The organism is Halovibrio sp. HP20-59, from assembly GCF_033052795.2.
GTDB lineage: Bacteria > Pseudomonadota > Gammaproteobacteria > Pseudomonadales > Halomonadaceae > Vreelandella.
The window spans coordinates 158,530-183,479 of sequence record NZ_JAWJUW020000002.1; the positions used below are offsets into that span (position 1 = coordinate 158,530).

25 protein-coding genes, 1 tRNA gene and 1 pseudogene are annotated in these 24,950 nt (G+C 51.6%); 10 read left to right on the top strand and 17 right to left on the bottom strand.

All coding sequences use genetic code 11. The features are described from left to right. The first annotated feature begins 145 nt into the window (after window positions 1-145). Both rpsA and RZA33_RS02910 read left to right on the top strand, forming a co-directional pair. Window positions 146-1,828: a 30S ribosomal protein S1 gene (gene rpsA, locus RZA33_RS02905; protein ID WP_317506349.1), complete on the top strand. Its 1,683-nt coding sequence runs from the start codon at window positions 146-148 to the stop codon at window positions 1,826-1,828. A gap of 300 nt (window positions 1,829-2,128) precedes the next feature. After that, the gene (locus tag RZA33_RS02910; protein WP_317506350.1) at window positions 2,129-2,503 is read left to right on the top strand and encodes a histone-like nucleoid-structuring protein, MvaT/MvaU family; all 375 of its coding nucleotides are present in this window, start codon (window positions 2,129-2,131) and stop codon (window positions 2,501-2,503) included. 82 nt (window positions 2,504-2,585) lie between these two features. On the opposite strand, the gene RZA33_RS02915 is transcribed toward RZA33_RS02910, so the two are convergent. Further along, entirely contained in the window at window positions 2,586-3,419 is an 834-nt protein-coding gene (locus RZA33_RS02915; protein ID WP_317506351.1) for a helix-turn-helix transcriptional regulator, read from the bottom strand. A 365-nt stretch (window positions 3,420-3,784) separates the two neighbouring features. On the opposite strand from RZA33_RS02915, the gene RZA33_RS02920 reads away from it, so the two are divergent. After that, window positions 3,785-4,135, top strand: a complete 351-nt coding sequence (locus RZA33_RS02920; RefSeq protein WP_317506352.1) for a hypothetical protein — start codon at window positions 3,785-3,787, stop codon at window positions 4,133-4,135. 27 nt (window positions 4,136-4,162) lie between these two features. Here the strand turns inward: RZA33_RS02920 and RZA33_RS02925 are convergent, their stop codons facing one another. Genes RZA33_RS02925 through pilB form a run of 6 tightly spaced genes read right to left on the bottom strand, consistent with a single transcriptional unit; the run spans window position 4,163 to window position 9,848 of the window. Further along, complete coding sequence (locus RZA33_RS02925; RefSeq protein WP_317506353.1) at window positions 4,163-5,050, bottom strand: DNA replication terminus site-binding protein; 888 nt, start codon at window positions 5,048-5,050, stop codon at window positions 4,163-4,165. 18 nt (window positions 5,051-5,068) lie between these two features. Continuing rightward, entirely contained in the window at window positions 5,069-5,302 is a 234-nt protein-coding gene (yacG, locus tag RZA33_RS02930) for a DNA gyrase inhibitor YacG (RefSeq protein WP_317506354.1), read from the bottom strand. 33 nt (window positions 5,303-5,335) lie between these two features. Further along, entirely contained in the window at window positions 5,336-5,938 is a 603-nt protein-coding gene (coaE, locus tag RZA33_RS02935) for a dephospho-CoA kinase (RefSeq protein ID WP_317506355.1), read from the bottom strand. A gap of 32 nt (window positions 5,939-5,970) precedes the next feature. Next, the gene (locus RZA33_RS02940; RefSeq protein ID WP_317506356.1) at window positions 5,971-6,822 is read right to left on the bottom strand and encodes an A24 family peptidase; all 852 of its coding nucleotides are present in this window, start codon (window positions 6,820-6,822) and stop codon (window positions 5,971-5,973) included. A 32-nt stretch (window positions 6,823-6,854) separates the two neighbouring features. Further along, the gene (locus tag RZA33_RS02945; protein WP_317506357.1) at window positions 6,855-8,087 is read right to left on the bottom strand and encodes a type II secretion system F family protein; all 1,233 of its coding nucleotides are present in this window, start codon (window positions 8,085-8,087) and stop codon (window positions 6,855-6,857) included. Between the two features lie 3 nt (window positions 8,088-8,090). Beyond that, window positions 8,091-9,848 carry a type IV-A pilus assembly ATPase PilB gene (gene pilB / locus RZA33_RS02950; protein ID WP_317506358.1) on the bottom strand — a complete coding sequence of 586 codons (1,758 nt, stop codon included), beginning with the start codon at window positions 9,846-9,848 and terminating at the stop codon, window positions 8,091-8,093. Between the two features lie 240 nt (window positions 9,849-10,088). Between pilB and RZA33_RS02955 the strand changes: the two genes are divergently transcribed. The 4 genes from RZA33_RS02955 (at window position 10,089) to RZA33_RS02970 (ending at window position 12,289) form a co-directional block, all read left to right on the top strand. Continuing rightward, complete coding sequence (locus RZA33_RS02955; RefSeq protein WP_317506359.1) at window positions 10,089-10,622, top strand: pilin; 534 nt, start codon at window positions 10,089-10,091, stop codon at window positions 10,620-10,622. Window positions 10,623-10,736: 114 nt separating this feature from the next. Next, entirely contained in the window at window positions 10,737-11,165 is a 429-nt protein-coding gene (locus tag RZA33_RS02960) for an anti-virulence regulator CigR family protein (protein WP_317506360.1), read from the top strand. A gap of 96 nt (window positions 11,166-11,261) precedes the next feature. Next, window positions 11,262-12,077: an inositol monophosphatase family protein gene (locus RZA33_RS02965; protein ID WP_317506361.1), complete on the top strand. Its 816-nt coding sequence runs from the start codon at window positions 11,262-11,264 to the stop codon at window positions 12,075-12,077. 135 nt (window positions 12,078-12,212) lie between these two features. Continuing rightward, a tRNA-Pro gene (locus RZA33_RS02970) sits at window positions 12,213-12,289 on the top strand. Window positions 12,290-12,659: 370 nt separating this feature from the next. Here RZA33_RS02970 and RZA33_RS02975 read toward each other — a convergent pair. The 9 genes and pseudogenes from RZA33_RS02975 to idi form a co-directional block, all read right to left on the bottom strand. Further along, entirely contained in the window at window positions 12,660-13,115 is a 456-nt protein-coding gene (locus tag RZA33_RS02975) for a GNAT family N-acetyltransferase (RefSeq protein WP_317506362.1), read from the bottom strand. A 208-nt stretch (window positions 13,116-13,323) separates the two neighbouring features. After that, the gene (locus RZA33_RS02980; protein ID WP_317506363.1) at window positions 13,324-14,424 is read right to left on the bottom strand and encodes a histone deacetylase; all 1,101 of its coding nucleotides are present in this window, start codon (window positions 14,422-14,424) and stop codon (window positions 13,324-13,326) included. A 780-nt stretch (window positions 14,425-15,204) separates the two neighbouring features. Then, window positions 15,205-15,318 (bottom strand): annotated as a pseudogene (locus tag RZA33_RS02985) (IS30 family transposase); the annotation flags it as partial. Between the two features lie 53 nt (window positions 15,319-15,371). Then, on the bottom strand, window positions 15,372-15,884 hold the full coding sequence (locus tag RZA33_RS02990) for an opioid growth factor receptor-related protein (RefSeq protein ID WP_317506364.1): 513 nt from the start codon (window positions 15,882-15,884) through the stop codon (window positions 15,372-15,374). Then, complete coding sequence (locus tag RZA33_RS02995; RefSeq protein WP_317506365.1) at window positions 15,881-16,390, bottom strand: gamma-glutamylcyclotransferase family protein; 510 nt, start codon at window positions 16,388-16,390, stop codon at window positions 15,881-15,883. The genes RZA33_RS02990 and RZA33_RS02995 overlap by 4 nt, the downstream gene beginning before the upstream one ends. 42 nt (window positions 16,391-16,432) lie before the next feature. Further along, on the bottom strand, window positions 16,433-17,467 hold the full coding sequence (locus RZA33_RS03000; RefSeq protein ID WP_317506366.1) for a WYL domain-containing protein: 1,035 nt from the start codon (window positions 17,465-17,467) through the stop codon (window positions 16,433-16,435). A 40-nt stretch (window positions 17,468-17,507) separates the two neighbouring features. Next, entirely contained in the window at window positions 17,508-18,128 is a 621-nt protein-coding gene (locus tag RZA33_RS03005; RefSeq protein ID WP_317506367.1) for a DUF2201 family putative metallopeptidase, read from the bottom strand. Between the two features lie 269 nt (window positions 18,129-18,397). Then, a complete protein-coding gene (locus RZA33_RS03010; protein WP_317506368.1) occupies window positions 18,398-19,453 on the bottom strand; it encodes a phytoene/squalene synthase family protein in 1,056 nt (351 codons plus the stop codon). Window positions 19,454-19,595: 142 nt separating this feature from the next. Next, the gene (gene idi / locus RZA33_RS03015) at window positions 19,596-20,162 is read right to left on the bottom strand and encodes an isopentenyl-diphosphate Delta-isomerase (RefSeq protein ID WP_317506369.1); all 567 of its coding nucleotides are present in this window, start codon (window positions 20,160-20,162) and stop codon (window positions 19,596-19,598) included. Between the two features lie 366 nt (window positions 20,163-20,528). On the opposite strand from idi, the gene RZA33_RS03020 reads away from it, so the two are divergent. Both RZA33_RS03020 and RZA33_RS03025 read left to right on the top strand, forming a co-directional pair. Further along, on the top strand, window positions 20,529-21,347 hold the full coding sequence (locus RZA33_RS03020) for a DUF2189 domain-containing protein (protein ID WP_317506370.1): 819 nt from the start codon (window positions 20,529-20,531) through the stop codon (window positions 21,345-21,347). A gap of 119 nt (window positions 21,348-21,466) precedes the next feature. Next, window positions 21,467-22,255, top strand: coding sequence for a DUF6694 family lipoprotein (locus RZA33_RS03025; RefSeq protein WP_416337841.1), 789 nt, complete (start codon window positions 21,467-21,469; stop codon window positions 22,253-22,255). Between the two features lie 181 nt (window positions 22,256-22,436). Here the strand turns inward: RZA33_RS03025 and ppnN are convergent, their stop codons facing one another. Continuing rightward, window positions 22,437-23,819 (bottom strand): nucleotide 5'-monophosphate nucleosidase PpnN, encoded by a 1,383-nt coding sequence (gene ppnN / locus RZA33_RS03030; RefSeq protein WP_317506372.1) that lies wholly within the window; start codon window positions 23,817-23,819, stop codon window positions 22,437-22,439. Window positions 23,820-24,037: 218 nt separating this feature from the next. Here ppnN and RZA33_RS03035 point away from each other — a divergent pair, with 218 nt between their 5' ends. Beyond that, window positions 24,038-24,949: a LysR family transcriptional regulator gene (locus tag RZA33_RS03035; protein WP_317506373.1), complete on the top strand. Its 912-nt coding sequence runs from the start codon at window positions 24,038-24,040 to the stop codon at window positions 24,947-24,949. The last annotated feature ends 1 nt before the right edge of the window (window position 24,950 follow it).

Here is a 24,950-nt window from a genome sequence, read left to right on the forward strand (position 1 = left end):
GGCAGGGCACTAAACTCACATCGGTGAGCCCGGTCAGGTCTAACCAGCGTTAACACCCCCAAAGGCTGAGTGACATTAGGCCCGCACTTGCTGGTGGTGCGGAGAAGGCATTTATGCCTCAACAACGTAATTACGTAGGAACACCATGAGCGAAAGCTTTGCTGAGCTGTTTGAACAGTCTCTTAACGACATCAACATGGAGCCAGGCGCTATTGTCGCCGCTCAGGTTGTCGACATTGACGGTGACTGGGTTACTGTCAACGCTGGTCTGAAGTCTGAAGGCCAAATCCCGGCGTCACAATTCCGCGATGAAAATGGCAATCTAAACATCGCCATCGGTGACGACGTGCATGTTGCACTTGAAGCCGTGGAAGATGGTTTCGGTGAGACTCGCCTGTCCCGTGAAAAAGCCAAGCGCGCTGAAGCTTGGAAGATTCTGGAAGCAGCCTTTGAGAAAGACGAAGTTATCAAGGGTGTTATCAACGGTAAGGTTAAAGGCGGCTTCACGGTCGAAGTTGACTCTATTCGTGCCTTCTTGCCAGGCTCGTTGGTTGATGTTCGTCCAGTTCGTGACACTGCGCACCTGGAAAATAAAGAGCTGGACTTTAAAGTCATCAAGCTCGATCCGAAGCGTAACAACGTCGTGGTATCGCGTCGTGCGGTTCTGGAAGCAGAGAACAGTGCCGAGCGCGAAGCGCTGTTGGCCACTCTGCAAGAAGGTCAGCAGATTAAAGGTATCGTTAAGAACCTAACAGACTACGGCGCTTTCGTAGATCTGGGCGGCGTCGACGGCCTGCTGCACATCACCGACATGGCGTGGAAGCGTATTAAGCATCCGTCTGAAATAGTTGCTGTCGGCGACGAGATCAATGTCAAAGTGTTGAAGTTCGACCGTGAGCGTAATCGCGTTTCATTGGGTCTGAAGCAGTTGGGCGAAGATCCGTGGGTCAACATCAAAGAGCGTTACCCGGAAGGTATGAAAGTACACGCTGTCGTCACTAACCTGACTGACTACGGTTGCTTTGCCGAGCTGGAAGAGGGTGTCGAAGGTCTGGTTCACGTTTCTGAAATGGATTGGACCAATAAAAACATTCATCCGTCTAAAGTCGTTCAAGTGGGCGATGATGTTGACGTCATGGTGTTGGATATCGACGAAGAGCGTCGTCGTATCTCGCTGGGTATTAAGCAGTGCACTGCTAACCCGTGGGAAACCTTCAACAGTGAATACAACAAGGGCGACCGTGTTTCAGGTACCATCAAGTCAATTACAGACTTCGGTATCTTTATCGGCCTTGAAGGCGGTATCGACGGTTTAGTTCACCTGTCTGATATCTCTTGGACGGATACTGGCGAAGAAGCGGTACGCAACTTCAAGAAAGGTGACGAAGCCGAAGCGGTTATTCTGTCGATTGACCCAGAGCGTGAGCGTATCTCGCTGGGCATCAAGCAGATGGATTCCGATCCGGTTGCTGAATACCTGTCAGTTAATGACAAGGGCAGCATCGTTACCGGTCGTATCGTTGAAGTCGACGCTAAAGAAGCACAAGTTGAATTGGCGACTGACGTTATTGCGGTACTGAAGGCGTCTGAAATTAGCGCTGATCGCGTTGAAGATGCGCGTAACGTGCTAAACGAAGGTGACAGTGTTGAAGCACGCATTGTCAGTGTCGATCGCAAGAGCCGTCAGATTAATCTGTCGATTAAAGCGAAAGACCAGGACGACACGCGTCAGAATCTGAAGAAGATGCGTGAGCAAGAGCCAGAAGCCCCAGGTGGTGGTCCGACCACTATCGGCGAGCTAATTAAGCAGCAGATGGGCCAAGACTAATCGTAAATTAGTGACTGGTATGTAAAAGCGCCGCCCGTAAGGGCGGCGCTTTTGTTTTGAATAGCTAAATATTTCTATTGTTAATATGGGCTATTGGCTTTTATGAGTTAGGCTATTAAACAGTGGCTGAGTTTAAAAAAACAATTAGTAATTGAGTGAAAACCAACTAGACTATTGTCAGCTAGCTTTTTTACAGTAATAATAGCTCGGCATTCTGAACTAGTGGTTGCTAAGGTTGTCTAGTAAGCAGCTGGAACAGTTATCCCCCGTTCTGTTAGAACCGATGTTAAAGGACCCCCGATGTCATTACTTAACGAATATATTCAAAAAGAGCAGCAGCTAAAGCAGCTTCAGGAAGACCTTCAGCGCTTAGAGGGCGATCAACGTCTTAAAAGCGAGCTAGAGTTCAAAGCTAAGCTTGAAGCGCTGATGACTGAATTCGACAAGCGCCCCAGCGATGTTATTGCTTTGTTAGATCCCGCCGCTGATCAGCGCAGCACTAAAACCACAGCAAGTGGCAATGCTCGCCGCAAGCGTCGTCTAAAAATTTACAAAAACCCTAAAACGGGTGAAGTAATTGAAACGCGGGGCGGGAATCATAAAGGCTTGCGTAGCTGGAAAGATCAGTACGGTGATGAGGCCGTTGAATCTTGGCTGGTACGCATGGAAGATTAAGTCGTTTAATGACCGGCATTTCTATCCAGAAATGCCGGTTTTGTATTGTCGAAATACTCGTCCAAGCACCAACGTGTCATCGCTACCGTAACAGTGGAATCCGCAGCTCCAAATGATTGTCTTTCCACAGTACCTGGGGGGCATGGCCGCTAACATAGTACTCATCCTGCCTGTACAGCAAGAATGTAATAGTGTACGCCAATGCATTGGATAGATTGGCTAACTCTTTAAAGCACGTCTTTACGTAGTAATGCGTTGGAAGATCGACGCGCCGATAGGGAACAGGTATTGCTATGTCTTGAGCATTGTTGTTTGGTGTTAAGTAAAGACCAATGTCAGTACGGTTAAACAGGTGAGTTTCACCATTGAGCGCACCGGCTTTATCAGCGAGCAAATCAGGCAGTGCAATGGTGGTAGTAGCGAGGCGTAAGCGCGCCTGAAGGCAGGCTAGATGCCTTTTATGGCAGTAGGGGTCCCAGGGCCCATTGATGTGCTCATGCGACTCGTAAAGGCGCATCAGGAGCATCTGGCGGTTGTCAGACTTTCTAATGCACGTTTCAAACTCAGCATCAGTTGCTGGACGCTGGTGCGTTGTGGTTGTCGGCGTTCGCCGATAGTCGCGCGGTGTTACTTGATAATGGCGCTGAAAGGCACGTGAAAAAGAAGAATGATTATGGTAGCCGCAGGGCTGTGCGATTTGCGCTATATTAAGAGGTGTAAACGCCAGCAATACAGCGGCGCGCTCTAGGCGTCTTTTTTCGCGATAGGCGCTTGGGGAAAGCTGGAATCTTTGACGGAATTGGCGCCGGACTTGAGAAGCAGAGTATCCTAAGTGATTAGCCAGATCTTCAAGCCCGATCGGTTTATCCAGTGTATCCTGCAGCCAGATCTCAGCTCTTGTCATCGCGTTGAACATTGTCTGGCCTCCTGTTAATTATACAGGTCGCACTTATCTCGCCTGTAAAAGCACTCTTCTGGTGTTTGTACGTGTAGATAGCCTGGCTGATGGAAAATAACGATCAGCGTACAAATAAGGGCTAACGCTCTGTTTTGGCTACTTTTGGGTAGTGTTGATGCTGTTCATCAAGGTAATGCGTCATCGTTGGCTATGTGGTAGACGTCCTTATCCCCAAAAGGTGCAAAATGCGTGTGTCTTTATGCTGGTAAGTGGGTGACAAAGGCAAGTTTGCTCGGTAGTTTTACGCGTTTGTGCACAGTTTTTTAAAACGCTACGTTGGCAGTCATATCGACCATTTCAAGCAAGGTGTAAATGAAACGTCAATGAAATATCAAAAGGTTGAAAAGCAATTAGATGAGCGCGATAAACTGCGCAAGTTCCGTGAACTGGATGACGCATTTTCGCAAGCTCTACGCCAGTTAGACGACCCTAACAGTGACTTTGATATACCGACAGGGCCGCCGGTAAGATCGCTTGCGGCGTTAGAAAAAGAGGATGTAGACGCTCAGCAACATCAACAGCAACAAGAGCAAGCGCGTGCTTTCAAGCAGCGTTTTGACGCTTTGCTGAGCGAATATGACCTGGGGCATGAAGACGTCGCCGAGCTGGCTGACACACTGCTCACTTACGGGCTCTGGCAGCAAGATGTGGTTCCAGGCAGTGAGCGCTCGTAACGTCTTTTCTTGTCGCTGAGTTACGTATTATCGATAACGGTAAATGCGTAAACTAGCCAGGAACACTTCGTCTTCTAGTTTTTCATCGCGGCGTCTAGCGCGCGTGCGAGTGGTTGGCGGGTGCAAAGCTGGCAAGTTAATGTGCGGCAGGCGCTGATGATTAGCAGGCACAAAGATCGGCATGGCTGCATTTAGGGCTCGTCGTGTATGTCCATCGGCGAGCGGTTCAGTAAAAAATAAATTAGCACGCATAAGCGGTGCTTGGGTTTGAACCTGCGCCAGTATTTCCCCGCTTGGTAGGCTGGCTAGTTTACGCAGTTGAATACGCACATGCGGCGCGTCGGTATCAAGTTGTAAAAGCTTATGTTCTGCTTCTTGCACTGTTAGCCGCTTAATCGAACGCCCGCTGCTATACCAGGCAAAGCGAACGCGTGAGACAGGTGCTTCAGCAATGGGTAACTGACGCCAACTTTGTTTAAGATGTAACCTGGCTAGTCCACTACGGCGTAATACTTCGTCGATATGCGGGTGGCGCTGCGCTAGGCGATGTTTAGCCTCCTTAAATGCCTGCGGGTACGTCTGTTTTATAGCCTGCAGCATCTCGCTAAAACGTCTTTTAGATCGATTAACAGCGTCTATTGCGTTAAGTAGTTCGTCGTCAGCGGCCACAATGGCAATATAATTGCGCGTTTCACGGCCATCCTGATCTTGCTGGTGCCACATATCAAACAGCGCTTCGCGCAGCCAATGGCGGCTGGGTGTCGCTTGGTGAAACACCCAGGTAGGAGGAAACTGCTGTTCATATAGCGATACAGCGGCCTCAATGGTGTCGAGTAGATCATCAAACTGCTGATCTAATTGCAGCACCAAGTGGTAGGCCGAAGGTGGCGAATCGTCAGGTTTAGTTACAGGCATAGTCAGTTATCAATCTCACTAAGAGAGCGGTGCATCCTTGTCCGCTTGCGCTAGCAGCGTCTCTATATCGGCTTCATCCATCGCAGATTCGCCCGATATGCGGTGCGATTCTTCGGCCCAGGCACCTAAGTCGAGCAGCTGGCAGCGCTTGCTGCAGAAAGGCCGGTAAGTGCTTTCGGGCAGCCAAGGCACCCGCTTGGCGCACTGGGGGCAATTAACTTCAAGTGGGGCATCGTTGGCAGGGCGAATCATAAAAACTCCAGTTGGGTTAACAGGCGCGGTATTTCAGTCGCTACTTAGTTGGCGAAAGCGTTCGTCCAAGCGTGCCACTTGGGCCATCATGCTGGCGTGGTCACCGCTGTTATCGATGACGTCATTTGCCTTGGATAGCCGTTGTTCGCGAGGCAGCTGGGCGGCGAGAATAGCATGCACCTGGCTTTCGCTCACCCCATCTCGCTCTCGCGTTCTCGATAACTGTACGTGTTGAGGAACATCGACAACGATACTGCGGTCGACAAGCGCATCTTGTCCCGACTCAAATAATAACGGTGATACCAGCAGCACATAGGGCGCGCCTTCTGCGTTAAGTCGCTCTAAATGTTGCCATAATCGCTCTCGAACCTTTGGGTGCGTAACGGATTCTAGCCACTGCCGTTGGGCTGGGTCTTTAAACACGATGTCACGCAGTGCGGCACGATTAAGGCTGCCATCCTGATGTATCACTGAATCGCCAAAGCGTTGTTTGATGGCTAACAGAGCTGGCTCCCCTGGGGCGACAACTTCTCTAGCAACATCGTCGGCATCGACCCAGGCAGCGCCAAGTGTTTCAAAGGCTCGCGCAACGGTTGATTTACCTGATCCAATACCACCGGTTAAGCCGATAATCATCGTCTACCTCAAATAGTGAATGTACCAATAGCTTAATTGTAAATCATTAGGTTGATATACAGCGCCATCAGCTCATCACCGACGAGTAACGCCACCCAGCCAGCGAGGGCCAGAAAGGGGCCGAAGGGTAGTGGTGTGCCCCGCAAACGCGGTAAAAAGGCTTGTGCACAGAGGCCAATGATGGCTCCAAGCCCTGCGGAAATCACTAAAATCAGTGGTAAAAAGCTCCATCCCAGCCAGGCCCCCAGTGCAGCGAGTAGCTTAAAATCGCCAAAGCCCATGCCCTCTTTGCCGGTGACGAGTTTAAATAGCCAGTAAAAGCTCCAAAGCGTTAAGTAACCGACCATCGCGCCAATAACCGCATTCGGCAGCATAAACGGCTGGAAGAGTAGCTGAAACAGCAAGCCTGCCCAAAGCAGCGGCAGGGTGATGACGTCGGGTAGCAGTTGGGTGCGAAAATCGATAACCGCGAGCGCCAACAACGCGAGACAGGCACCGTAAAGAAATACCGATTCTGCTGTGGCGCCGTGGAGTACTAAAACCACCAAAGCCAGTAGGCCACTGGCTAGTTCGACTAACGGGTATTGGAGGCTAATAGCGGTCTGACACGTTGCGCAGCGCCCGCGCCGTTTTAGCCATCCAATCAGCGGTAGGTTGTCGTGCCAAGCGATGGGTGTTTCACAGCGCGGGCACATGGAACCGGGGGTAGCCAAATTGAACCGCGGTGAGGGTTCTGCGCTCAGCTCAAGCGCTGCTCGCGCTTCGCTGCGCCAGTGGCGCATCAGCATCACGGGCAGGCGTGTAATCACCACATTGAGAAAGCTGCCTAGACATAGCCCGGTCAGTAAAACGATAAACCACAGGAATAGTGAAGGGAGAGGCATGTAGCTCCTTAACGTTCATAAGCAGAGTTTATTTAAAGGGCGGAGCCTAAATCGAAAATCGGCAGATACATGGAAACAACAACGCCACCTACCAGAATGCCCAGCACGACAATAATAACCGGCTCCATCAATGACGTTAGCGCATCGACCTTGTTCTCAACCTCTTCTTCATAATAGTCAGCGACGCGGTTTAACATGGCATCCAGCGACCCCGCCTCTTCACCGATACTGACCATCTGAATGGCCAGGGGAGGAAAGCGGTTGGTCATGCGCATTGCAAAGTGCAACTGCTGCCCGGTCGCAACATCCTGGCGTGTTTGCACGACTGCGCGTTCATACACCTTATTGCCGGTGGCGCCGGCAGCGGTATCTAACCCTTCAACGAGTGGCACGCCGGCGGCAAAGGTTGTGGCTAATGTGCGCGAAAAACGGGCGATGGCAGATTTATGTAAAATATCGCCAATGACCGGTAAGTGCAGGAGGAATGAGTGCATGCGGTAGGCGATTTTCGGTGAGCGCTTAATACCGGCTTTAAGCACAATAACGAAGGCGATAATGGCGCCCAGTGCTGCTAGCCAATAACGCTGGGCAAGCTCGGATAGATTAACCGTCATCTGTGTAAGCGCAGGTAGTTCGGCGCCGAAACTTTGAAACATGCTTTCAAACTCGGGGACCACTTTAATCAACAGCAGCATGGTCACCGCAATCCCAATGGTCATTACGGCGGTGGGGTACCAAAGGGCTTTTTTTACGCGCGCTTTTAGCGATTCAACCTTTTCTTTGTAGGTCGCAACGCGATCAAGCATCTTATCGAGCGCGCCGGCTTGTTCACCCGCATCCACTAAGTTAATAAACAAGCGATCAAAATGATTGGGATGACGGCGTAAGGCGTCTGAAAAACTGGCGCCCGAGGAAACATCACTCATCATATGTTGAACCAACGCCACCATAGCGGGTTTTTTCAAGCTTTCAGCCACGACCTGAAGCGCTTGCAGAAGCGGGATACCTGCCCGAATCATGGTCGCCATCTGGCGTGCGAACACCATAATGTCATTGGCGTTGATACGCCCGTAACCGCCTAACCCGCCTTTTTTGCTTATACGCCGAATCACAATATTCTGTTTAGTCAGTTCAGCGGCTATTTCGGTTTTGCTGCGCCCAATCATCTCGCCGCTTAGCGTTCTATCCTGCGGACCTTTACCGACCCATTTCCAGCGGGATAGTTTGATAGCGGGCGTTTGGCGTCGACGTGCCGTTTTAGCCATGCCTTACTCCTTGCTCACTCGATTAATCTCTTCAAGGCTGGTAATGCCCTGCATGACTTTTAGCAAGCCGCTGCGATGAAGGCTTGGATGGCCCTCACGACGCGCCTGGTGATCAATATCCAGCGCATTAGCGTCGCGCATAATTAATTGACGCACAGCTTCAGTGACGGGCACGACCTCATAGACGCCGACACGGCCTTTGTAGCCATGGGTACAGTGTTTACATCCCACGGGCTTGTAAATGGTCGCTTGACTAATTTCTTGATTGCTAAAGCCTTCTTTGCGCAGTGCTGCGTGGGGTATCTCCACCGGTTCTTTGCAGTGTTTACAAAGCTTACGGGCTAGCCGTTGCGCGATGATTAAACTAACGGCGCTGGCGATGTTAAATGAAGACACCCCCATATTCGCCAGCCGGGTGAGCGTTTCGGCCGCCGAGTTAGTGTGCACCGTGGAAAGCACCAAGTGACCTGTCTGGGCCGCCTTGACGGCAATTTCAGCCGTCTCAAGGTCGCGGATTTCCCCGACCATCACCACGTCGGGGTCTTGGCGCAGAAAGGCTCTCAGCGCATTGGCAAAATCCAGGCCGATTTTAGGCAGCACGTTGACCTGGTTAATGCCGGCCACTTTAATTTCAACCGGGTCTTCTGCCGTGCAAATATTGCGCTCGACTTTATTGAGTATATTAATCCCGGTATACAACGAGACGGTTTTACCGCTGCCCGTTGGGCCGGTTACCAGGATCATGCCTTGGGGCTGTTTTAGCGCGTGCTCATAGTGGTTGCGCTGCTCATCGGTAAAGCCCAGTTGCTCAATACCCAACTGAGCAGCGCTAGGATCTAATATCCGCAGGACCAGTTTTTCCCCGTATACCGTCGGCAGCGAGTTAACCCGAAAATCCAGTGAGCGGGTGCGTGAAAGCTTAAGCTTGATGGCGCCATCCTGTGGCAAGCGGCGCTCAGAAATATCCAGGCGCGCCATGATTTTCAGGCGCGCCGCAATACGGTTGCGCATCGCAAAGGGTGGTCTGGCGACTTCAATCAGCATGCCGTCAACACGAAAACGCACTCGGTAGAGCGTTTCATAAGGCTCGAAATGTATATCGGACGCGCCCTTGCGAATCGCGTCTAAAAGAATCTTGTTCACAAACTTAACGATGGGCGCGTCATCGCTATTCTGTGACGATTCATCCAGCGGCACTTCGTTGCCATCGCTGTGATTCGCAATATTTAACGAGCTAACGGCGTCGTCGATATTGTCTAGCTCATCAAGCAGGCCGCGTTCGTTTTGAGCAAGGTAGCTGTTAAGGGCAACCGAGATTTGGTCAGCGGGCGCGAGAATGCCTTCTACGCTGAGCCCCGTGGCAAACTGCAGCTCATCCAATTGCGTTAACGTAGCCGGGTAGGGCACTGCCACCGTGAGGCGATGGCCGTGGCGTGCTAGCGGCAGAATATTCAGGTTTTGAAGTACTTTGATGGGGTAGTCAGCAGCAGGCGGTAGCGTTGTCAGGCGCAATGCCTCTAAATCAATCACCGGTAGGCCATATTCCCAACCAGCGGCGACCGTCGCCGCCATCGTTTCAACCAAGCCACTTTCAATAACATGCTGAAGTAATGATATTCCCAGATCAGACGCCGTCGTTTCAGCCGTCGCGGCCTGGGCGTCCGTCAACAATTCATGCTTGACCAAGCGCTGGGCAATGCCGCGAAGCCCGCCGCGGGCAGCGGCGTGGCTTAACGTTGACTCGTAGGGGGACTGGCTCATCAAAAAGACCTGTTTGACGTCGGCGTGTACAGCCTATTAGTACCATAAATGAGCGCTGTCAGGCATTAAATGGCTGGTCACTAAAACCCTATAAAGAGGGAGGAAGTTAAGCTGATAGCATGAAGTTCTCTGGTTGTAAAAAAATAGCCCGTCAGCTAATGTGGGGTCACTTTTTTTAATTCTTTTTAAGGAAGTACATTTCTTACAAAAGATTTATTCAACTCCACAGGAGATGCCTACATGCAGAAATCTGCACAACTGGCCACCCCCAATGCTCATCAAGGCATTCAGCAGAGCACCAAGCAAGGCGGCTTCACGCTGATTGAGCTGATGATCGTCGTGGCGATTATCGGGGTGTTGGCTTCTCTAGCCGTGCCGCAATATCAGAATTACGTAGGCCGGGCTCAGGTAAGTGAGGCAATTAGCCTTGCCTCATCAGCGAAAACTGCTGTCTCTGAGCAGTATATTACTACTGGTAGCTGGCCCACTAGCAACGCTGATGCAGGTCTTGCAGAAAGCGATCAGATCCAAGGGAACTATGTTCAGAGTGTTAATATTCAGGCGCTTGGTAATGGTCAGGAGGGTGGCATTGTGGTGACAATGAAGAGCGACGATGTTGTTAGTGATATAGCCAATAACCAACTGGTTTTTCAGCCATCAGAAAATGAAGAATTAAACAGTGGCTCTATAGAATGGACTTGTCGCTCTGGTATAGGTGGTTTGGCAATTCCCCAACGTTTCTTGCCTGCAAGCTGTCGGGGCAATGTCGAATAACTATTAGTTATTTCTTTTATCAAAAAAGGGCCGTTGGGCCCTTTTTTGATTTCCATACTTCCTGCTTATTCACCCAGTACACTGTTAATTCTGACCTTAAGCAAGGAGCTTACAGTGAACCCCATCAAACTGATTGCCACAAGCGCGCTTGGCGCATTGCTGCTTAATAGCGCTGCCTTTGCCCAGCCTGACCATGCTCCGGCTCACGGTGCCCGTGATAAGGGCCAGCCGCATGAATCTCACCGGCCTGGAAATTTACGTGATGAGCGGGTTGATCTGCCCCGTATCAACGAGCGTGAACTACGTCGGCTGTTTCGCCAGTACGATGCGCCGCGAGCAGAATCATTGCCGCCAGGTATTCAGCGCAACCTTGAGCGTGGTAAACCATTGCCGCCGGGCATCGCCAAGCGTTTTGACGGGCAGTTAGCGTCTCAGTTGCCGCAATACCCCGGTTATGAGTGGGAACGGGTGGGTGCTGACGTGGTGCTAATTGAAGCCGCTACGCGCATTGTGGTGGATGTGATTGCCGATGTTTTGCGCTAATCCCGGGAACGGAACGGCGATGTGACTCGAAAATTACATCTCGGCGGCTTATGGTGAAGGTATCTATTGCTTACACCGTTCTAAAAGGGAGACTCAATGAGCGACCATACGCTAGCCGCACGTCGTGATATTACTATCGCTATCGCTGAAGAAGCTGGGGAGATGATCACTAAGGCGCGGGAGCAGCAAGACTTTGCTAAACGCTTAAAGAAGGATAATGAGCTGGTCACCGATGTTGATGTGGCCGTTGATGAGCTTATTCGTCAGCGTTTGGAAGAGCACTTCCCTGGTGAGGCGCGGCTGAGCGAGGAGCTCGCGCCAGAGAGCGCTTTGCAGGTGGACGCGCCACGGCTTTGGGTCGTCGATCCTATCGATGGAACGGTCAATTTCGCCCAAGGATTACGCCATGTCGCGGTTTCCATTGGCTGGATGGAAAATGGCGTCGCCAAAGTGGGTGTGGTGCATGCCCCGTTCCTAGCTGAAACCTTTAGCGCAGCGGAAGGGCTTGGGGCTTTTTGCAATGGTCAGCCTATCAAACCAAGCGGTGCGGATTCCTTAGCGCACACGCTGGTGGGAACGGGATTTCCCTACCGTAAAGAAGCGCGAAAGCAGCTGCTCAAGCGCTTAGAGGCCGTGTTGGATCACTGCCAAGATATTCGCCGTAATGGTGCCGCTGCGCTAGATATTTGCGATGTTGCCTGCGGGCGTTTAGATGCCTATTACGAAACGGTTTCACCGTGGGACTTTGTGGGCGGCTGGGTGATTGCTCGCGAAGCGGGCGCCAGAGTCGGGCACTTGTACGAAGTACCGCAAGCCATACCTGCTGACCTTTACCCTGAGCATTTATTAATAACCGCATCCGGCGTTTACGATGCCATGGAAGAGCTACTGCTTGCGGCAGATAAAAAATAATCAATGACCGCGCGAATCAGAGTGATACGTGACAAATACTTGAAAAGAAAGCGCTATAAGGGCTTTTCATTTAACCCAGAAACGGCTAGTATACGCACCGTCTTGAGGCAAAGATGTAAGGGCCAATAAAGACAGCGGAGCGTGGCGCAGCTTGGTAGCGCGTTGCAATGGGGTTGCAAAGGTCGCAGGTTCGAATCCTGTCGCTCCGACCAAAAGAATATATAAATCAGCCGTTTATAGTTAAATCTATAAACGGCTTTTTTCTGTCTAGCCGTCCTGGGTTCCATCGGAAGGCTACTTAATAGTGTAAGCGTGCGTCAGCTTTGGCACTATCGACATAAATTAACTGCTTGCATCCTTAAGTAGCTCGCCAATTCCATATTTAAGTGCTTCTTGCCCCGCAACTGCATCTGCCGACCGGATAGCTTGAATAAATCTGTCCAACCCTTTTGGTTTACTCATACTCCTGCTTGCAGCAGGCAATGATGTATATCGAAAAGGTCATGGAGCATTCAGGTGGCCTTCTCCAGATTCAGGGATTTTCCCCGCGCACTCCGTAATCGTCATCGGTGATAGCTTAAGCTACTCATGCATCCGTATCTCGGCGATGATCTCGCCGGTTTCTTCGCTCAGCCCTGCCTCTTGGAAGCCGAGACTGGCGTAGAAGTCGCGGGCCACTTGGTTGGTTGGCACATAGCAGATCGCGATTCTCTCGAAAGGGCCATGTGCTCTGATCTCGTCCAGCACGCACTTCATGGCTCCGTGCCCGAAGCCTCTTCCCTGATGGTGTCGGTCGACCATGAGCCGGAAGATGTTGTAGGCAGGCAGTTGCCCGTTGTGGTGGAAGGACTCGTACATGAGGAAGCCGACCGCTTCCCCACTGCAATGTATAGCGCGAGGTTGATAGGTTGGATGGAAGCTCGATTCGGCAATGGAGTACAGGTTGCTAGCGACATAGTCACGTTGTGAAGTCGCTAGCTCCAGCGCAATGACGGCCTCGAAGTTCTCTCGGGTGATGTTCTTTAGTGTTACACCCATCGTATGCTCCTCCATTTGGATATTGGATCCAGCCGCGGGCTGCCGAAACGCACGGTCACCTCGACCAAAACAGGATCACCTAGGATAAGGGCCGGATGGCTGAGTCGGATGAGCCGAGAGACACGGCCGCTCTGTAACTGGTGAGGTTGTTTAGCTGACGCCACTCTTTATTGGCTGTCCTTACTGGCTCTGAGGAAGCAGCCAAAGCTTACGGTTTGGTATCGAAGGCGCCGCGGTGGAAGACCTGCGCGGCCTCCACCTCGGCAAGGCCACGCAGGCCAGGTTCCGGTGGCTCTTCGCCGGTCAGTACCTGGAGCACCGACCTAACGCCATGCGACAGCGATATCAGGTTGTAGCCGCCTTCCAGAACGAAGACCAATCTTCCTCCGCACTGCTGGCGTGCGAGTTGCTGGAGAATCCCCGTCATGGCGGCAAAGCCATCATAGGAGACATTCAACGCGAGATCATGAATGTGGGGATCGAATCCTGCCGAGACCAGGATTAGGTCCGGGCGGAACCACTGGGCCGCAGGCACCAAGATATCGCGGAAAGCCTTGAGATAGGCAGCGTCGTCGGCATCGGCAGGCATGGGGACATTGACGGTGGTACCCTCTCCAAGTCCCATACCGACCTCCTCAAGGCTCCCTGTGCCGGGATAGAAGGGGGCAGAGCGGTGGATATCGAAGAACAGCACATTCGGGTCTGCCAAAAAGATGTCTTGGGTGCCGTTTCCGTGATGAGCATCCCAATCGACGATCATGACCCGTTCGCAGCCCAGCGCCGCCTGGGCATGGGCTGCTGCCACTGCCACGTTATTGAACAGGCAAAAGCCCCGGGCGCGCACCGGTTCAGCGTGGTGCCCAGGGGGTCTTACCAGTGCAAAGCTACTCTCGGCTCTCCCTTCTACCACCGCCTTGACAGCGGCGATCGCCGTTCCAGCAGCTACCTCTGCGGCATCGACACTGCCGGGTGATACGGCCGTAGTATCTTCGTCGAGCCAAGCGTTTTCTCCGCGGAGGTGGTAGATGCTGTCCAGATAGGAGTTGGTGTGGACGCGCCCTAGCTGCTCACGAGTAGCTTGCATGCCGGTCTCGTAGGTCACCCCTGTAACCGGTTCGATTTCCAGCAATTGCTTGATGGCGGTGAGCCGGGCGGGATGTTCGGGATACGTCCAGGGCACCCCTAAACCAGACAGAAGTGAGCGGATTCGCTTGTCCATTCGCCCCGGTAGGAAGGGGACCTCAATATCCGGTTCATGAGCCAGCATCCTTTCATCATAGAAGACGATCACGCTATTCAGGTCGGCCACTGTGAAGGCTCCACATTGTTAGGTTGAAAATTATAATCAAGACTTGCCCTATAAGCCCAAGCACCACCGTCTTGAAATGCATTTTCTAGTAGGTCATCCCGTTGAAACGGCGCTTGTTTTATACCGCTCAGCGCATGGCCACAGTTCTTGCTTGTTCAAAATGTCGGCGGAACGGCAATAAACCGGTTGTCTTGCGTATGCCCGCGCGGCGTAATTAAATAATGATTCGCGCTTTTAATCCGACAATGACTAGTTTTACGCCCTCATGCTTCATCTCTGCAATGATTAAAGAGCCACAATGGCGGTGCCATCCATGCTTGGCACGTCGTGCATATCGATAATGACTGTTTTAATGTTCGTATCTACTAGATGCAGTGATGTCAGCGCTTTTTCCGCTGCACCAAAAATAGTGGGCCATCGATGTTATAAAGCGCTACTTCTGCTGGATGCCCTTTGATGGAAGGATGGTTGTCGACGTCAATTTGATTCGTTTGAGTTATTAATGACATCCTCCGGGTGAATAATACTGAGGCCAGCTCAAGGCCTACAGCTACCGCCAAGACCATATCGAAAAGCACGGCGAGTCCAAAGCATATAATGAGAACCGCCACGCCCCCGAGGGCTTAGCGAAGGGTGCTCACGAAATGTCGTGCCTCACTCGTATTCCAGGCAATGATAAACAGAAGGGCGGTGAGTGCCGCCATCGTCACTAAGCCAAGAGAACCTCAGCCTCGTAGGGGGCAATTTAATATAATGGCAGGTCAGCAAGTGTAGATCAGTGCGCTGCCGATCATAGGTCATGCTTTTTCGAGCGGTTGTCGGCATCTGGTTCAAGGCTGCGCTGAAGCCTGCTACCGCTGGTGTCGCGGTGGCATCGTCCATTTTAGCTAGCAAATAGGTAACACTTGGCTGAATGCCATTGCTGATGTTGATTCGTTGAAACTGCTTTAAATCGCATTCCGCCAAAACTGCACTGATGTTTCAGACACTATTCCTTGCTGACTGCCAATCTCTATTACCGCCTGCTGGAAAGCACGGGCAAGTTCTGGCTGGTGGCATAGCGCTAACGACCGAATAATGCGCGTAATGCGCAGATGGTTATGCCCACCGGTTTTAAGCCAAATGTGGGTCTGAATGGCTAGAGTAGGTTGTGCAGATATAACGTCGTCATCACGCACGAGTCCAAAAAAATTCAGCATTACGTCTAACGAGCGCTGCTGGTGTTGGCGTAATAGAGTTTCTCTTTCAAAAGCCGCCTGTACTTCGGTTGTCAGTAAAGGCGCAAAAGCGTTAAAGCGACCCATTTCGGGGATAGGAAACAGCCATTGGATATAATTGTGGGTGTGCTCCAGCCAGAAAGTCGGGAGCGCCCAGATGTCTTCGAGTCGACGACCTTTATGATCGTGGCCTTCCCCGCGGTAAAACGCGATTAAACGCTCGTCATTGCCCATTATGTTCATCGCACTAACGGTTCATTGATTCCATGTAACACCATTTCGCGTGCGTGGCGTTCGGTGTCGGGGTCAATTTGGGCTTCAACTCGTTCTAGTGCGCGGACATAGGCCGCGGGTAACTGGTGTTCTCGTGCGCCCGCTAACACATGGTGCTTGTACCACGTATAGGGGCGTATGCCAGTAGCGGTGTTCTTGCCAACATACGCCTGTACTTCAAATTGCCCTTCACCCGCCAGGTCAGTTACCGTTAACTTGGTTTCATCGTAGGCAGCGTTGAGCCCTTCATAACGGTCCAGTATCAGCTTATGGTGCCAAGCAACTTCCCATACGACGCCATAAACGGCCGACTGATCGGGTGCCGGTACAATATCGCACTTGCCGGAGCCGTCTCCGCTTTGCTGATGAAAGGCCAGGCGATGCGCTGGTAGAAGGGCGGTGGTCACAAAACGCGCTGGAATCCGCGCGGCTAGGCGCTGGGTTGACATATTGGAGCCGTAAGCAAAACAGAGCACCGTTATCTCCTTTCAATAATCTTGGTTGTCGATAGCTCGTCGTTAAGAGGTTTCATGCGCGACCGGTGTGCGTTGGTAATGCGCGAGTACTTGCTCAGCATTAGTCTTTAGCGTTTCTCGCCATGCCGCTGGGGCCAGTACGTTGACATTGGCGCCCATGGCCATTAGCCACCAAAGGGTTTGTTGGTCATCGGGCACCTCGGCTTCTAGCTGTTGCCAGCTGGTGTCGGACAATGGCGTCAGCCGTTGAGTTTCCGACAGTGGCGTTTCACTGAGTAGCCAAGCGACTTGTGGCGCTACATGGGCGACGAGGGTGAGGGGAGCTTTGCCTTGCAAATAGCCAAACGCCCCGCTGGCTATGTAATTGTCCAAGTCAAAACCGTGCAAAGGTCGCCAAGTCGCTTCGCTTAGATTGGCTGCTTCGATACGGTGCATGGCGAACTGGCGGATATCGTCATAGTCGTCCACTGTCGCCAGCAAATACGTCACGCTGTGTCGGCTGACTAGCCCTTGAGGGTGAAGGGTAAAGTGTTTTTCCGCTTTGGACGTGCGTGATAAGTACACGACATCCACCGGTTTCTGCTCCAGCAAGGCTTGCGAGACTATCTGCCACGTCATTTCATTAATCGCCGCGGGGATAAGCGCTTTGCCATTGGGGATGGCGCGGACTTTCCGTGCCCATTGGCTCAAACCGTTGGAACTCATCTCATCAAGCAGCCGCCTCGCGTCCGTGAAGTGCGGCGATAACTGCCCAACCACCACGGGAGGTAACAACCCTTTTAAATACTCTTCTGCAAGCACCAACGTTAGCGCGCTCGGCACGTCCAGCGCAGGCAGTTGACACTGAAAGTCGCGATCGAAATACCACCGGTAAGGCTTCTGGCTATCGTCGCAGCCGATGGGAAACTGCGTAGAGAGTTTTTGGCTCAGGTCACGTTGTAATGATCGCGTATCAATATGGAACCCTCGCTCAGCGAGTTTCTCTTTCAACACGGGGGTCGACATTCGTCCAGGATAACGGGGAATGAGTTGTAGAAGCGTCAAGTAGCGAAAAAGCGTATCGCGCGTATAAGACATAGTGACGCTAACCCTTACTGTAGGAATGAAAGCAATAAGTTTATCGCGCCTCACAAAACTTAGCGACTCTCTTGGGCAGCGCATCGGGCTTCCGTGCAATCAAATGGGCCCGGCGTCGCCAAAGCCCAGTTATGTGGTGGTTTGGGGTGGCGTTGGGGAGGTGGCACCATAACGCGGCAGGATGAATATCGAGGGACGTCTCAATTGACGTATCAGGGTGCCCTCCAAGCCAGCGATATACGTCTATAGCACTGCGGCCAACGCATACAGGGAATAGCAGGGCATTCAAAGGCAGCGGTAAGCCAAGTGCCAACAGCAGCGCATTGACTTCATGATCACACGCTAGATGCCAGCGATGTGGGTTAGCCACCAGCGGGGCGGTTAAATGGCCTGCCACGCAATGCCAGATTAGATGAGCATGCAAAAAACGACGTGACTCATCGGAGAGGGTGGCGCTGTAACGTGGGCAGAAGTAAAGATGCTGACCATCGGTGCTAGCCGTTGCTATTTGTTGCTGTAGCACGGGAGTTAACGTTAAAAACTCGCTCAGCAACTCCATGACAGGGAGTGCGTCTGCCCAATAAGCGCGATCCGCCTGCCACTTCGCCAACTCACGTTGTGCATCCGCCGTAGCTGAAGATGAACGTACCAACATATCCATAGCGTGCCTTCCCCAAAGGATGAGGTGTCATAAGCTACGCTATGGGTGCGACAACGTAGGCCGCATAAAAGCAAAGCATACCTATGACTCAACAAGTTTGGTTTGGGAAAAATGATGAATACGTTGATATTGAGATGGTTCTATCCCGTCTTGAGCGCTATGAGTCTTGGCTTAACAAACGGCTGATACCGAATATAGATTGGCCAGATTACGACGATAGCTCGCCAATGCAAGATTACCTATAAAAGCTGAGCGGCCATAACCAACGTTCATCCATACCGCCTTGCCGCTAATAGCGGTCCGATTTGGTGTTCTTGAGCATCGGGTAGCCGATGGCAGCCTAGCTTGAAAGCGCCGCTTAGTAGCGTATTGCTGCCTGCCGAAAGATTACACGTGGCTACGATCAGGCGTAGGCGTCGGCGTGATATCTTGACTTGCTCGCCCGAGGTGTAGTCCAGATGGCCGATTATATTGCGTAACGTGGCAAGCGCCATGCCGATTGACCAGCTGCAGAATCGCCGGATGCCAACCTCGGAGGCTGGAATAAGCAGCGTATAATCGCGTGCACATTGTAAATGGTGGTGGGCAACGGCCACCAGAAAGCGTATGCCCTCTTGATAGCCTGGGTGACGCTGCCAGTTGTCTACCCGCACTAGATCGACACCATGCTCCTCAAAGACGTCGCGCGGGAGCCAGCAAATACCACGCTGACGATCGTCCCAGATGTCTTTCAAGATGTTAGTCATCTGTAGCCCTTGACCAAAAGAAGTCGAAAGACGCTGGAGTTCGTCGCGCTGAGCGTGGATGTCACGATGGGTATCGGCAAACAGCCGGGTCAACATCTCGCCGACGCAGCCAGCCACCACATAACAGTAGTTCCGCAGGCAACCTCGATCGGGTAGGCCGTGTGGGTTTTTTAAGCGTTCGAAATCAGCCATGCCGGTGCACATGGTGGTGATACAGTCACGTAATGCTGCTTGCCTTTCGCCGGGTAATTCGCCGAATGCGCGCAATATGCCGGGCGTCTCGGCGACCAGCTCTTGTTCCAGAGGATCCTGTACTAGACCAGTGCCCAGCAACACACTCGAGAATTCACGAGCGGCGCTAGCATCGTCTAAACCGGCTAGCAGGCGCTGATAATGTGCATCTTTGTCGGTAGGCGCCATGTTAGCGCTGTCTTCAACTGTGTCGGCGATACGGCACAGCAAGTAGGCATTGGTAATCGCCGGGCGTAGTGCCGTCGGCAACTGAGGAATGGTTAAGGCGAACGACCTAGAAACACCGGGTAGCAGCCGGTTCTGTAGGGCGAGAGAGCTCGGCCGCATGCTAGTCGGGTCCTTGGAATACTGAGTCGGGACGTATGACAGCCACCACTGTTAATGATCTTGTGTTCATTGACTGTCTCCATGCTGACCGCTCGGGGTCACTTTTTAGTGGTAACAGGCTCTCTTTAAAGAGCAATTCTTTTTAGAGAGCCTCTATCTGGGGCCAGAATGCCTTGCGCAAAGTAGGCCATTCAAGCTTGAGCCAAGGGGTGTAACGTTCGGGGTTGACTGCCAGTTCCATATCCAGTGTATCAGGCGCCATGTAACACCAGTCGGCAACTTCACTTTCATTGACCTCAATGTGGTCATCTGAGCGAGTTACGTAGACCGAGCACAATTCATGTTCGGATCCAATATTGCCGTAGGTGGCGTGATAACGGAAGCGGTAGAGGAACTTTGGCTCTGCCGTGATAGACAGTTCCTCTCGCAAACGACGTCGCGCAGATTCTAAATCACTTTCCCCCTTACGCGGGTGGCTGCAGCAGCTGTTTGACAAGAACAGTGGCCATAACGGTTTGCTTGCGCTGCGCTGTTGTATAAGCAATTCATTGTGGCGGTTAAATACAAAGATAGAGAACGCTCTGTGCAGTTGCCCTTGGCCTTGGTGGCATGCCGCTTTAGCGTCGTACCCCAGCACTGCGTTATTTTCGTCAACTAAAATCAGTGGTTCGTTATCAAAAGAAACCACTTTGTTAAGGCTCTGCGCCATCAATGCAACCTCCTTCACTGGCGGATAATTCCCTTACATTCTGCTGTTGATACGTCAACGGCTGAACATTTATTGGTGAGTTATTTATGCAGCGTATAATTTTTGTATCACAACCCAATCATAGCGCCTGAGAGGGGTAAGTAAAGCAACATCTGCTACTGATGATGACACCATCAATGCGTACCTATCTTAAATAATTAATGGTACAGAAATGGACATATGTATAGCTTTTGTACCACCATGTGTCATAGGTATTTCAAACACCACGCCCTAGCAACTCCCACTCAGGGGCTATCGCTTTCACCTCGATCATTAGTGAACGCCAAGTTAGTTCTGATTGGGTGCTATCACCACAGGAGTTACGGCATGAATAAGTCGACGACAAAAACGCCAAGCATCGCTGAGGTGCCCAGCGTCAACATTAGCGTTAATCGGCTAACAAGTGATAGACCTAAAGCCTGGTTAATTGCCGGTATGCAGGACTTCCGGGCCGCGAAGGCGGTCAGTTTATCGTATGGCCTATTTTGGGTAGCGTTGAGCATTGCTATTACGGTGGCCACGGTTGCCTTAGGCTATTGGCATTTGTTGTTACCAATGGTCGCGGGCTTTATGCTGCTCGGCCCCTTAGTCGCTGTTGGTGCTTACGGTATCAGCCAAGCCATTGAGCAAGGGCGAACACCTAACCTTGGCGATGCATTCAGCAGTTGGAAGCCTTATGCTGGGCAACTAGCGATGATAGGCGTCATGATGTTGATTTCTTTTCTTGCCTGGATTCGCCTCACGACGCTGCTGTTGGCATTATTTTTTGGCCTTGAAGTCCTTAGCCCACAAGCGGTTTACACATCACTGGTAACAACGCCCGAAGGCTTGGGTATGTTGGCAATAGGGACTGTCGCTGGCGCTGTTATGGCGCTTGGGACATTTGCCATTAGCGTTGTAGCGATCCCCACCATAATGGATCACGATTTAACCTTCATGGAAGGTATTGAGGCCAGTATTCGTTGTGTATCGGGTAATTTTCGCACCATGCTAATTTGGGCAGCAATGCTGACAGGCTGTGTGCTGGTGGGTATCGCGACGTTTTACCTTGGGTTCGCGTTGATTTTGCCAGTGCTGGGGCATGCCAGCTGGCACGCTTATAAAGAGCTCGTCGTCATTAAGCCAGTGGAAAAGGAGGCCAACTAAGTTCAAAGGGTAGTGATGAATAGCACTTTCCGTTAAGCTTCTCAGCAATTTTTTGCATGCTTTGAGGTTATTGAATGCGTAGCCTTTTAAGGCTGTCTGCATTATCACTAGCGGTATTGATGATAGCAGGTTGCTCAGATCCTAAAATTGACACTAGTTCCATGCCAGCATCGGTAGTCTCTGTTGAGAAGGTTCGCGAGTCGCTACCCTCGTATAAACGCAGTGAATTTGATCGAGGGTTAATTATTATTGCCACGGCGACCTTTGATGGGGTCGATATTCTCAATCCCCAGCGCATGAATGCGGCTGAAATCGCCGAGTTAGCCAATGCGCAAATGCATGGCTTGACCGGCGACCAGATTATTCAGCGGGCCGACAAGATTCTACGCGATAGGCGAGCAAGAGAACGTGACCATGCTATTCGCACTTTAAGGCGGCTGGAAGAAAAACGCTCAAAAGCTGCCAGTGATCAGCAGCAGTTAGCGCGGCTTACCATTGATAGTGCTCGCTACTACACGGGGGTAAGCCCTTATGGTGTCCCGGAGCCTGTGATTGACCTTGAAGTAACCAATGGCACGGACCAAGCTATTTCTGAGCTATTTTTGCGAGGCGTCTTGACCAGCTCTGATAGAACGGTGCCCTGGGTTGATGAAACCTTTTATTACGTTGCCACAGGGGGCATCGAGCCGGGCGAGACCCAGCAGTGGAGCCTTGCGCCCAACCGCTTTGGACCTTGGGGGGATGCTCAGATACCGGCTGATGCTGAACTCACGATTACCCTCAAAGGTCTGCGTGGTAGTGACGACCAGCCCCTTTGGGACTCCCCGGAACTATCCGAAAGCGAAACGGCCAAGCTGGAACGCCTGCGTGATGAATATACCGGGGTCGCTCTTTCAAGCGCTGAGTAAGTGCTAAACACGCAAGCCAAGAAGTAGCGCGCTCTATCGTTAGGTTAAGTTTTTGCATCAATCACGACATTCGCCATAGCGGCTATCTCAGTTAGTAACTATCTCAGTTAGTAACTATCTCAGTTAGTAACTATCTCAGTTAGTAACTATCTCAGTTAGTAGCTATGGCGGACCTTTGTCATTATTTCAGTACGTAGCAGGGCGTGTACGCCTTACCATCAAGCTTCATGCGGCCTTGGGCCACAAAAGAGGCAAGCAGCTCATCCAATCGCTGCATTAGTTCGGTTTCAGCCGTCAGCACAAAGGGCCCGAAAGCTTCAATCGCACGAATGCCTGACTCTTTCACATTGCCAGCCACAATGCCTGAGAAAGCGCGGCGCAGATTGGCAGCAAGTTCATGAGTAGGCTGCTGGCGGTGCAGCGCTAAGGTGTGCATCGCTTCGTGAGTTGGCTCAAAGGTAGCCTGGAAATCCCGCGCAATGGTCAGCCGCCAGTTGTAGTAAAACGCGTCCTGATGAGTACGGCGGAATTCTGCGATTTCATCGACACCTTGGCGCATGCGCCGAGCCACGGCTACCGGGTCGCCGGTAATGATCGTGTAATAGCGACGGATTTCCTCGCCTAAGGTATAAACCAAGAATTCATCAATTTTCTGAAAGTAGGCCGCAGAATCTGCAGGGCCGGTGAAAATTAATGGGAAAGGAATATCCTTGTTGCTGGGGTGCAACAGAATACCCAGTAAATAGAGAATTTCTTCCGCGGTGCCAACTCCGCCCGGAAATACGATAATGCCATGGCCCAGACGCACAAAGGCTTCTAAACGTTTTTCAATGTCAGGCATGACAACCAGTTCATTGACGATGGGGTTGGGCGCTTCGGCGGCGATAATCCCCGGCTCTGAAATCCCTAAATAGCGGCCTTCTTTGCGCCGCTGTTTGGCATGGGCAACGTTTGCGCCCTTCATGGGGCCTTTCATTGCGCCTGGGCCACAGCCAGTACAAATGTCTAAATCACGCAGCCCTAAATGGTAGCCCACATCTTTAGTATATTCATACTCTTCGCGGGAAATGGAGTGACCGCCCCAGCACACCACGAGGCTAGGGTCGCGCCCAGGCTTCAGCGTGCCGGCTTTGCGAAGGATATGGAATACCGCGTTGGTCGTGCCTTCACCGGTGCTCAGGTCAAAACGGCTGTGGAGCTGTATTTCATTATAGACGTAAACAATATCGCGAATGATCGAGGATAGATGCTCGCGGATACCGCGTATCATACGACCGTCCACGAACGCTTCTGCAGGGGCGTTAGTCAGTTTTAAGCGAATGCCGCGATCCTGTTGTAATACCTCAATATCAAAATCTTTATAGGTTTCTAAGATCTCCAGGCTGTCATCGCTAGGGTTGCCGCAATTTAAGACGGCCAATGCGCAACGGCGAAGCAGATCATGCAGGCCGCTTTGGGACGTTTTATGCAAGCGATTGACTTCATGTTGGGAAAGTACTTCAAGGCTTCCCTCCGGAGAAATAATGCTGGAAAGGGTGTCGCGAGGCTGAACTTTTTCGGTCATTAGCGGGGCTGTCTCTAGTCATTTGGTTGCTGTTGGCATATTACCACGCCCAAGCAGAGGGTACAGGGCGGGAGGCGGCTGGCACGTCTGTGTTATTATAAAAAATATTTAAGATAATGGCGGTTAAAAAAAACATTTTTTTATCCAGCATCTTTCACTGACATTGTTTGCAAAGACCGCTTTTCAAAGATCGCTTCTAAAGACCACGGCGCTTAACTATGTTCAATGCCCAATATTTTCGTACCTTCATTACGCTAGTAGAAACAGGGAGTTTTACACGCACCGCTCAACGTTTAGAAATGACCCAGCCCGGCGTCAGCCAGCATGTGCGCAAGCTGGAGAGTTATTTGAATAAAGAGCTGATAGAAAGGAAGGGGCGTGGTTTTACGTTAACCGAAACTGGCCGCCGTGCTTATGATTATGCCTTAAAGCTTTTTGCCGAACACGAGCAGTTTCGTCATGGGCTGGATGATGACTCTCTTGATAGTGGCGACTGCCGAATTGCCTCCCCCGGCAGCGTTGGCCTGATGCTGTATCCGTACATATTGGGGCAGCAGCAAATGCATCCCAACTTAACGGTTAACTATAGCTTTGCCTTTAACCATGAAATCGTCAATGACCTGCTGAACGGACGCTATGATATCGGGATTGTCACCGAGGTAATCAATCACCCTGAGCTTGATTGCACCATTTGGCACCAGGAGCCGCTCTGTTTGGTCGTGCCTGCTGATTTTACCGGTGACACGCTATCTGATTTGATGGGCATTGGCTTTCTGAACTACTACGATGGCATTAACCACGCTAATGCGCTGCTACGGGCGAATTATCCTGAAGAATTTCGTTCGATGACTCACTTTCGCCATCAAGGCTTTACCAATGAAGTCAGTATGGTGTTGGACGCGGTTGCTAGGGGGTTGGGATTTACCGTGGTGTCACGTTTGGTATTGGAAACCTCGCCCTGGCAGCGTCAGGTAAAAGCGCTGACGCTTGCCAATGCGGTTAATGAAGTGCTCTATTTACTGCGTCGTCGCGACTCGGTACTGCCTAAGCGCTACGAGAAGCTGTTAAATGGCTTCCACGCTCAGCGCATTCAAGAAACAACGCCCCTGGAGCCGTTGTCATCAACGTAGG

Coding starts and splice junctions, on each gene's coding strand:
- RZA33_RS03000 (WP_317506366.1), bottom strand. CDS start 17,467: ATGTCTTATACGCGCGATACGCTTTTTCGCTACTTGACGCTTCTACAA.
- RZA33_RS02975 (WP_317506362.1), bottom strand. CDS start 13,115: ATGGGTGTAACACTAAAGAACATCACCCGAGAGAACTTCGAGGCCGTC.
- RZA33_RS03010 (WP_317506368.1), bottom strand. CDS start 19,453: ATGCGGCCGAGCTCTCTCGCCCTACAGAACCGGCTGCTACCCGGTGTT.
- RZA33_RS02925 (WP_317506353.1), bottom strand. CDS start 5,050: ATGCCTGTAACTAAACCTGACGATTCGCCACCTTCGGCCTACCACTTG.
- RZA33_RS02910 (WP_317506350.1), top strand. CDS start 2,129: ATGTCATTACTTAACGAATATATTCAAAAAGAGCAGCAGCTAAAGCAG.
- RZA33_RS02990 (WP_317506364.1), bottom strand. CDS start 15,884: ATGAACATAATGGGCAATGACGAGCGTTTAATCGCGTTTTACCGCGGG.
- coaE (WP_317506355.1), bottom strand. CDS start 5,938: ATGATTATCGGCTTAACCGGTGGTATTGGATCAGGTAAATCAACCGTT.
- RZA33_RS02965 (WP_317506361.1), top strand. CDS start 11,262: ATGAGCGACCATACGCTAGCCGCACGTCGTGATATTACTATCGCTATC.
- RZA33_RS02940 (WP_317506356.1), bottom strand. CDS start 6,822: ATGCCTCTCCCTTCACTATTCCTGTGGTTTATCGTTTTACTGACCGGG.
- idi (WP_317506369.1), bottom strand. CDS start 20,162: ATGGCGCAGAGCCTTAACAAAGTGGTTTCTTTTGATAACGAACCACTG.
- yacG (WP_317506354.1), bottom strand. CDS start 5,302: ATGATTCGCCCTGCCAACGATGCCCCACTTGAAGTTAATTGCCCCCAG.
- RZA33_RS03005 (WP_317506367.1), bottom strand. CDS start 18,128: ATGGATATGTTGGTACGTTCATCTTCAGCTACGGCGGATGCACAACGT.
- RZA33_RS02955 (WP_317506359.1), top strand. CDS start 10,089: ATGCAGAAATCTGCACAACTGGCCACCCCCAATGCTCATCAAGGCATT.
- RZA33_RS02920 (WP_317506352.1), top strand. CDS start 3,785: ATGAAATATCAAAAGGTTGAAAAGCAATTAGATGAGCGCGATAAACTG.
- RZA33_RS02915 (WP_317506351.1), bottom strand. CDS start 3,419: ATGTTCAACGCGATGACAAGAGCTGAGATCTGGCTGCAGGATACACTG.
- RZA33_RS03035 (WP_317506373.1), top strand. CDS start 24,038: ATGTTCAATGCCCAATATTTTCGTACCTTCATTACGCTAGTAGAAACA.
- RZA33_RS03025 (WP_416337841.1), top strand. CDS start 21,467: ATGATAGCAGGTTGCTCAGATCCTAAAATTGACACTAGTTCCATGCCA.
- pilB (WP_317506358.1), bottom strand. CDS start 9,848: ATGAGCCAGTCCCCCTACGAGTCAACGTTAAGCCACGCCGCTGCCCGC.
- RZA33_RS02945 (WP_317506357.1), bottom strand. CDS start 8,087: ATGGCTAAAACGGCACGTCGACGCCAAACGCCCGCTATCAAACTATCC.
- rpsA (WP_317506349.1), top strand. CDS start 146: ATGAGCGAAAGCTTTGCTGAGCTGTTTGAACAGTCTCTTAACGACATC.
- ppnN (WP_317506372.1), bottom strand. CDS start 23,819: ATGACCGAAAAAGTTCAGCCTCGCGACACCCTTTCCAGCATTATTTCT.
- RZA33_RS03020 (WP_317506370.1), top strand. CDS start 20,529: ATGAATAAGTCGACGACAAAAACGCCAAGCATCGCTGAGGTGCCCAGC.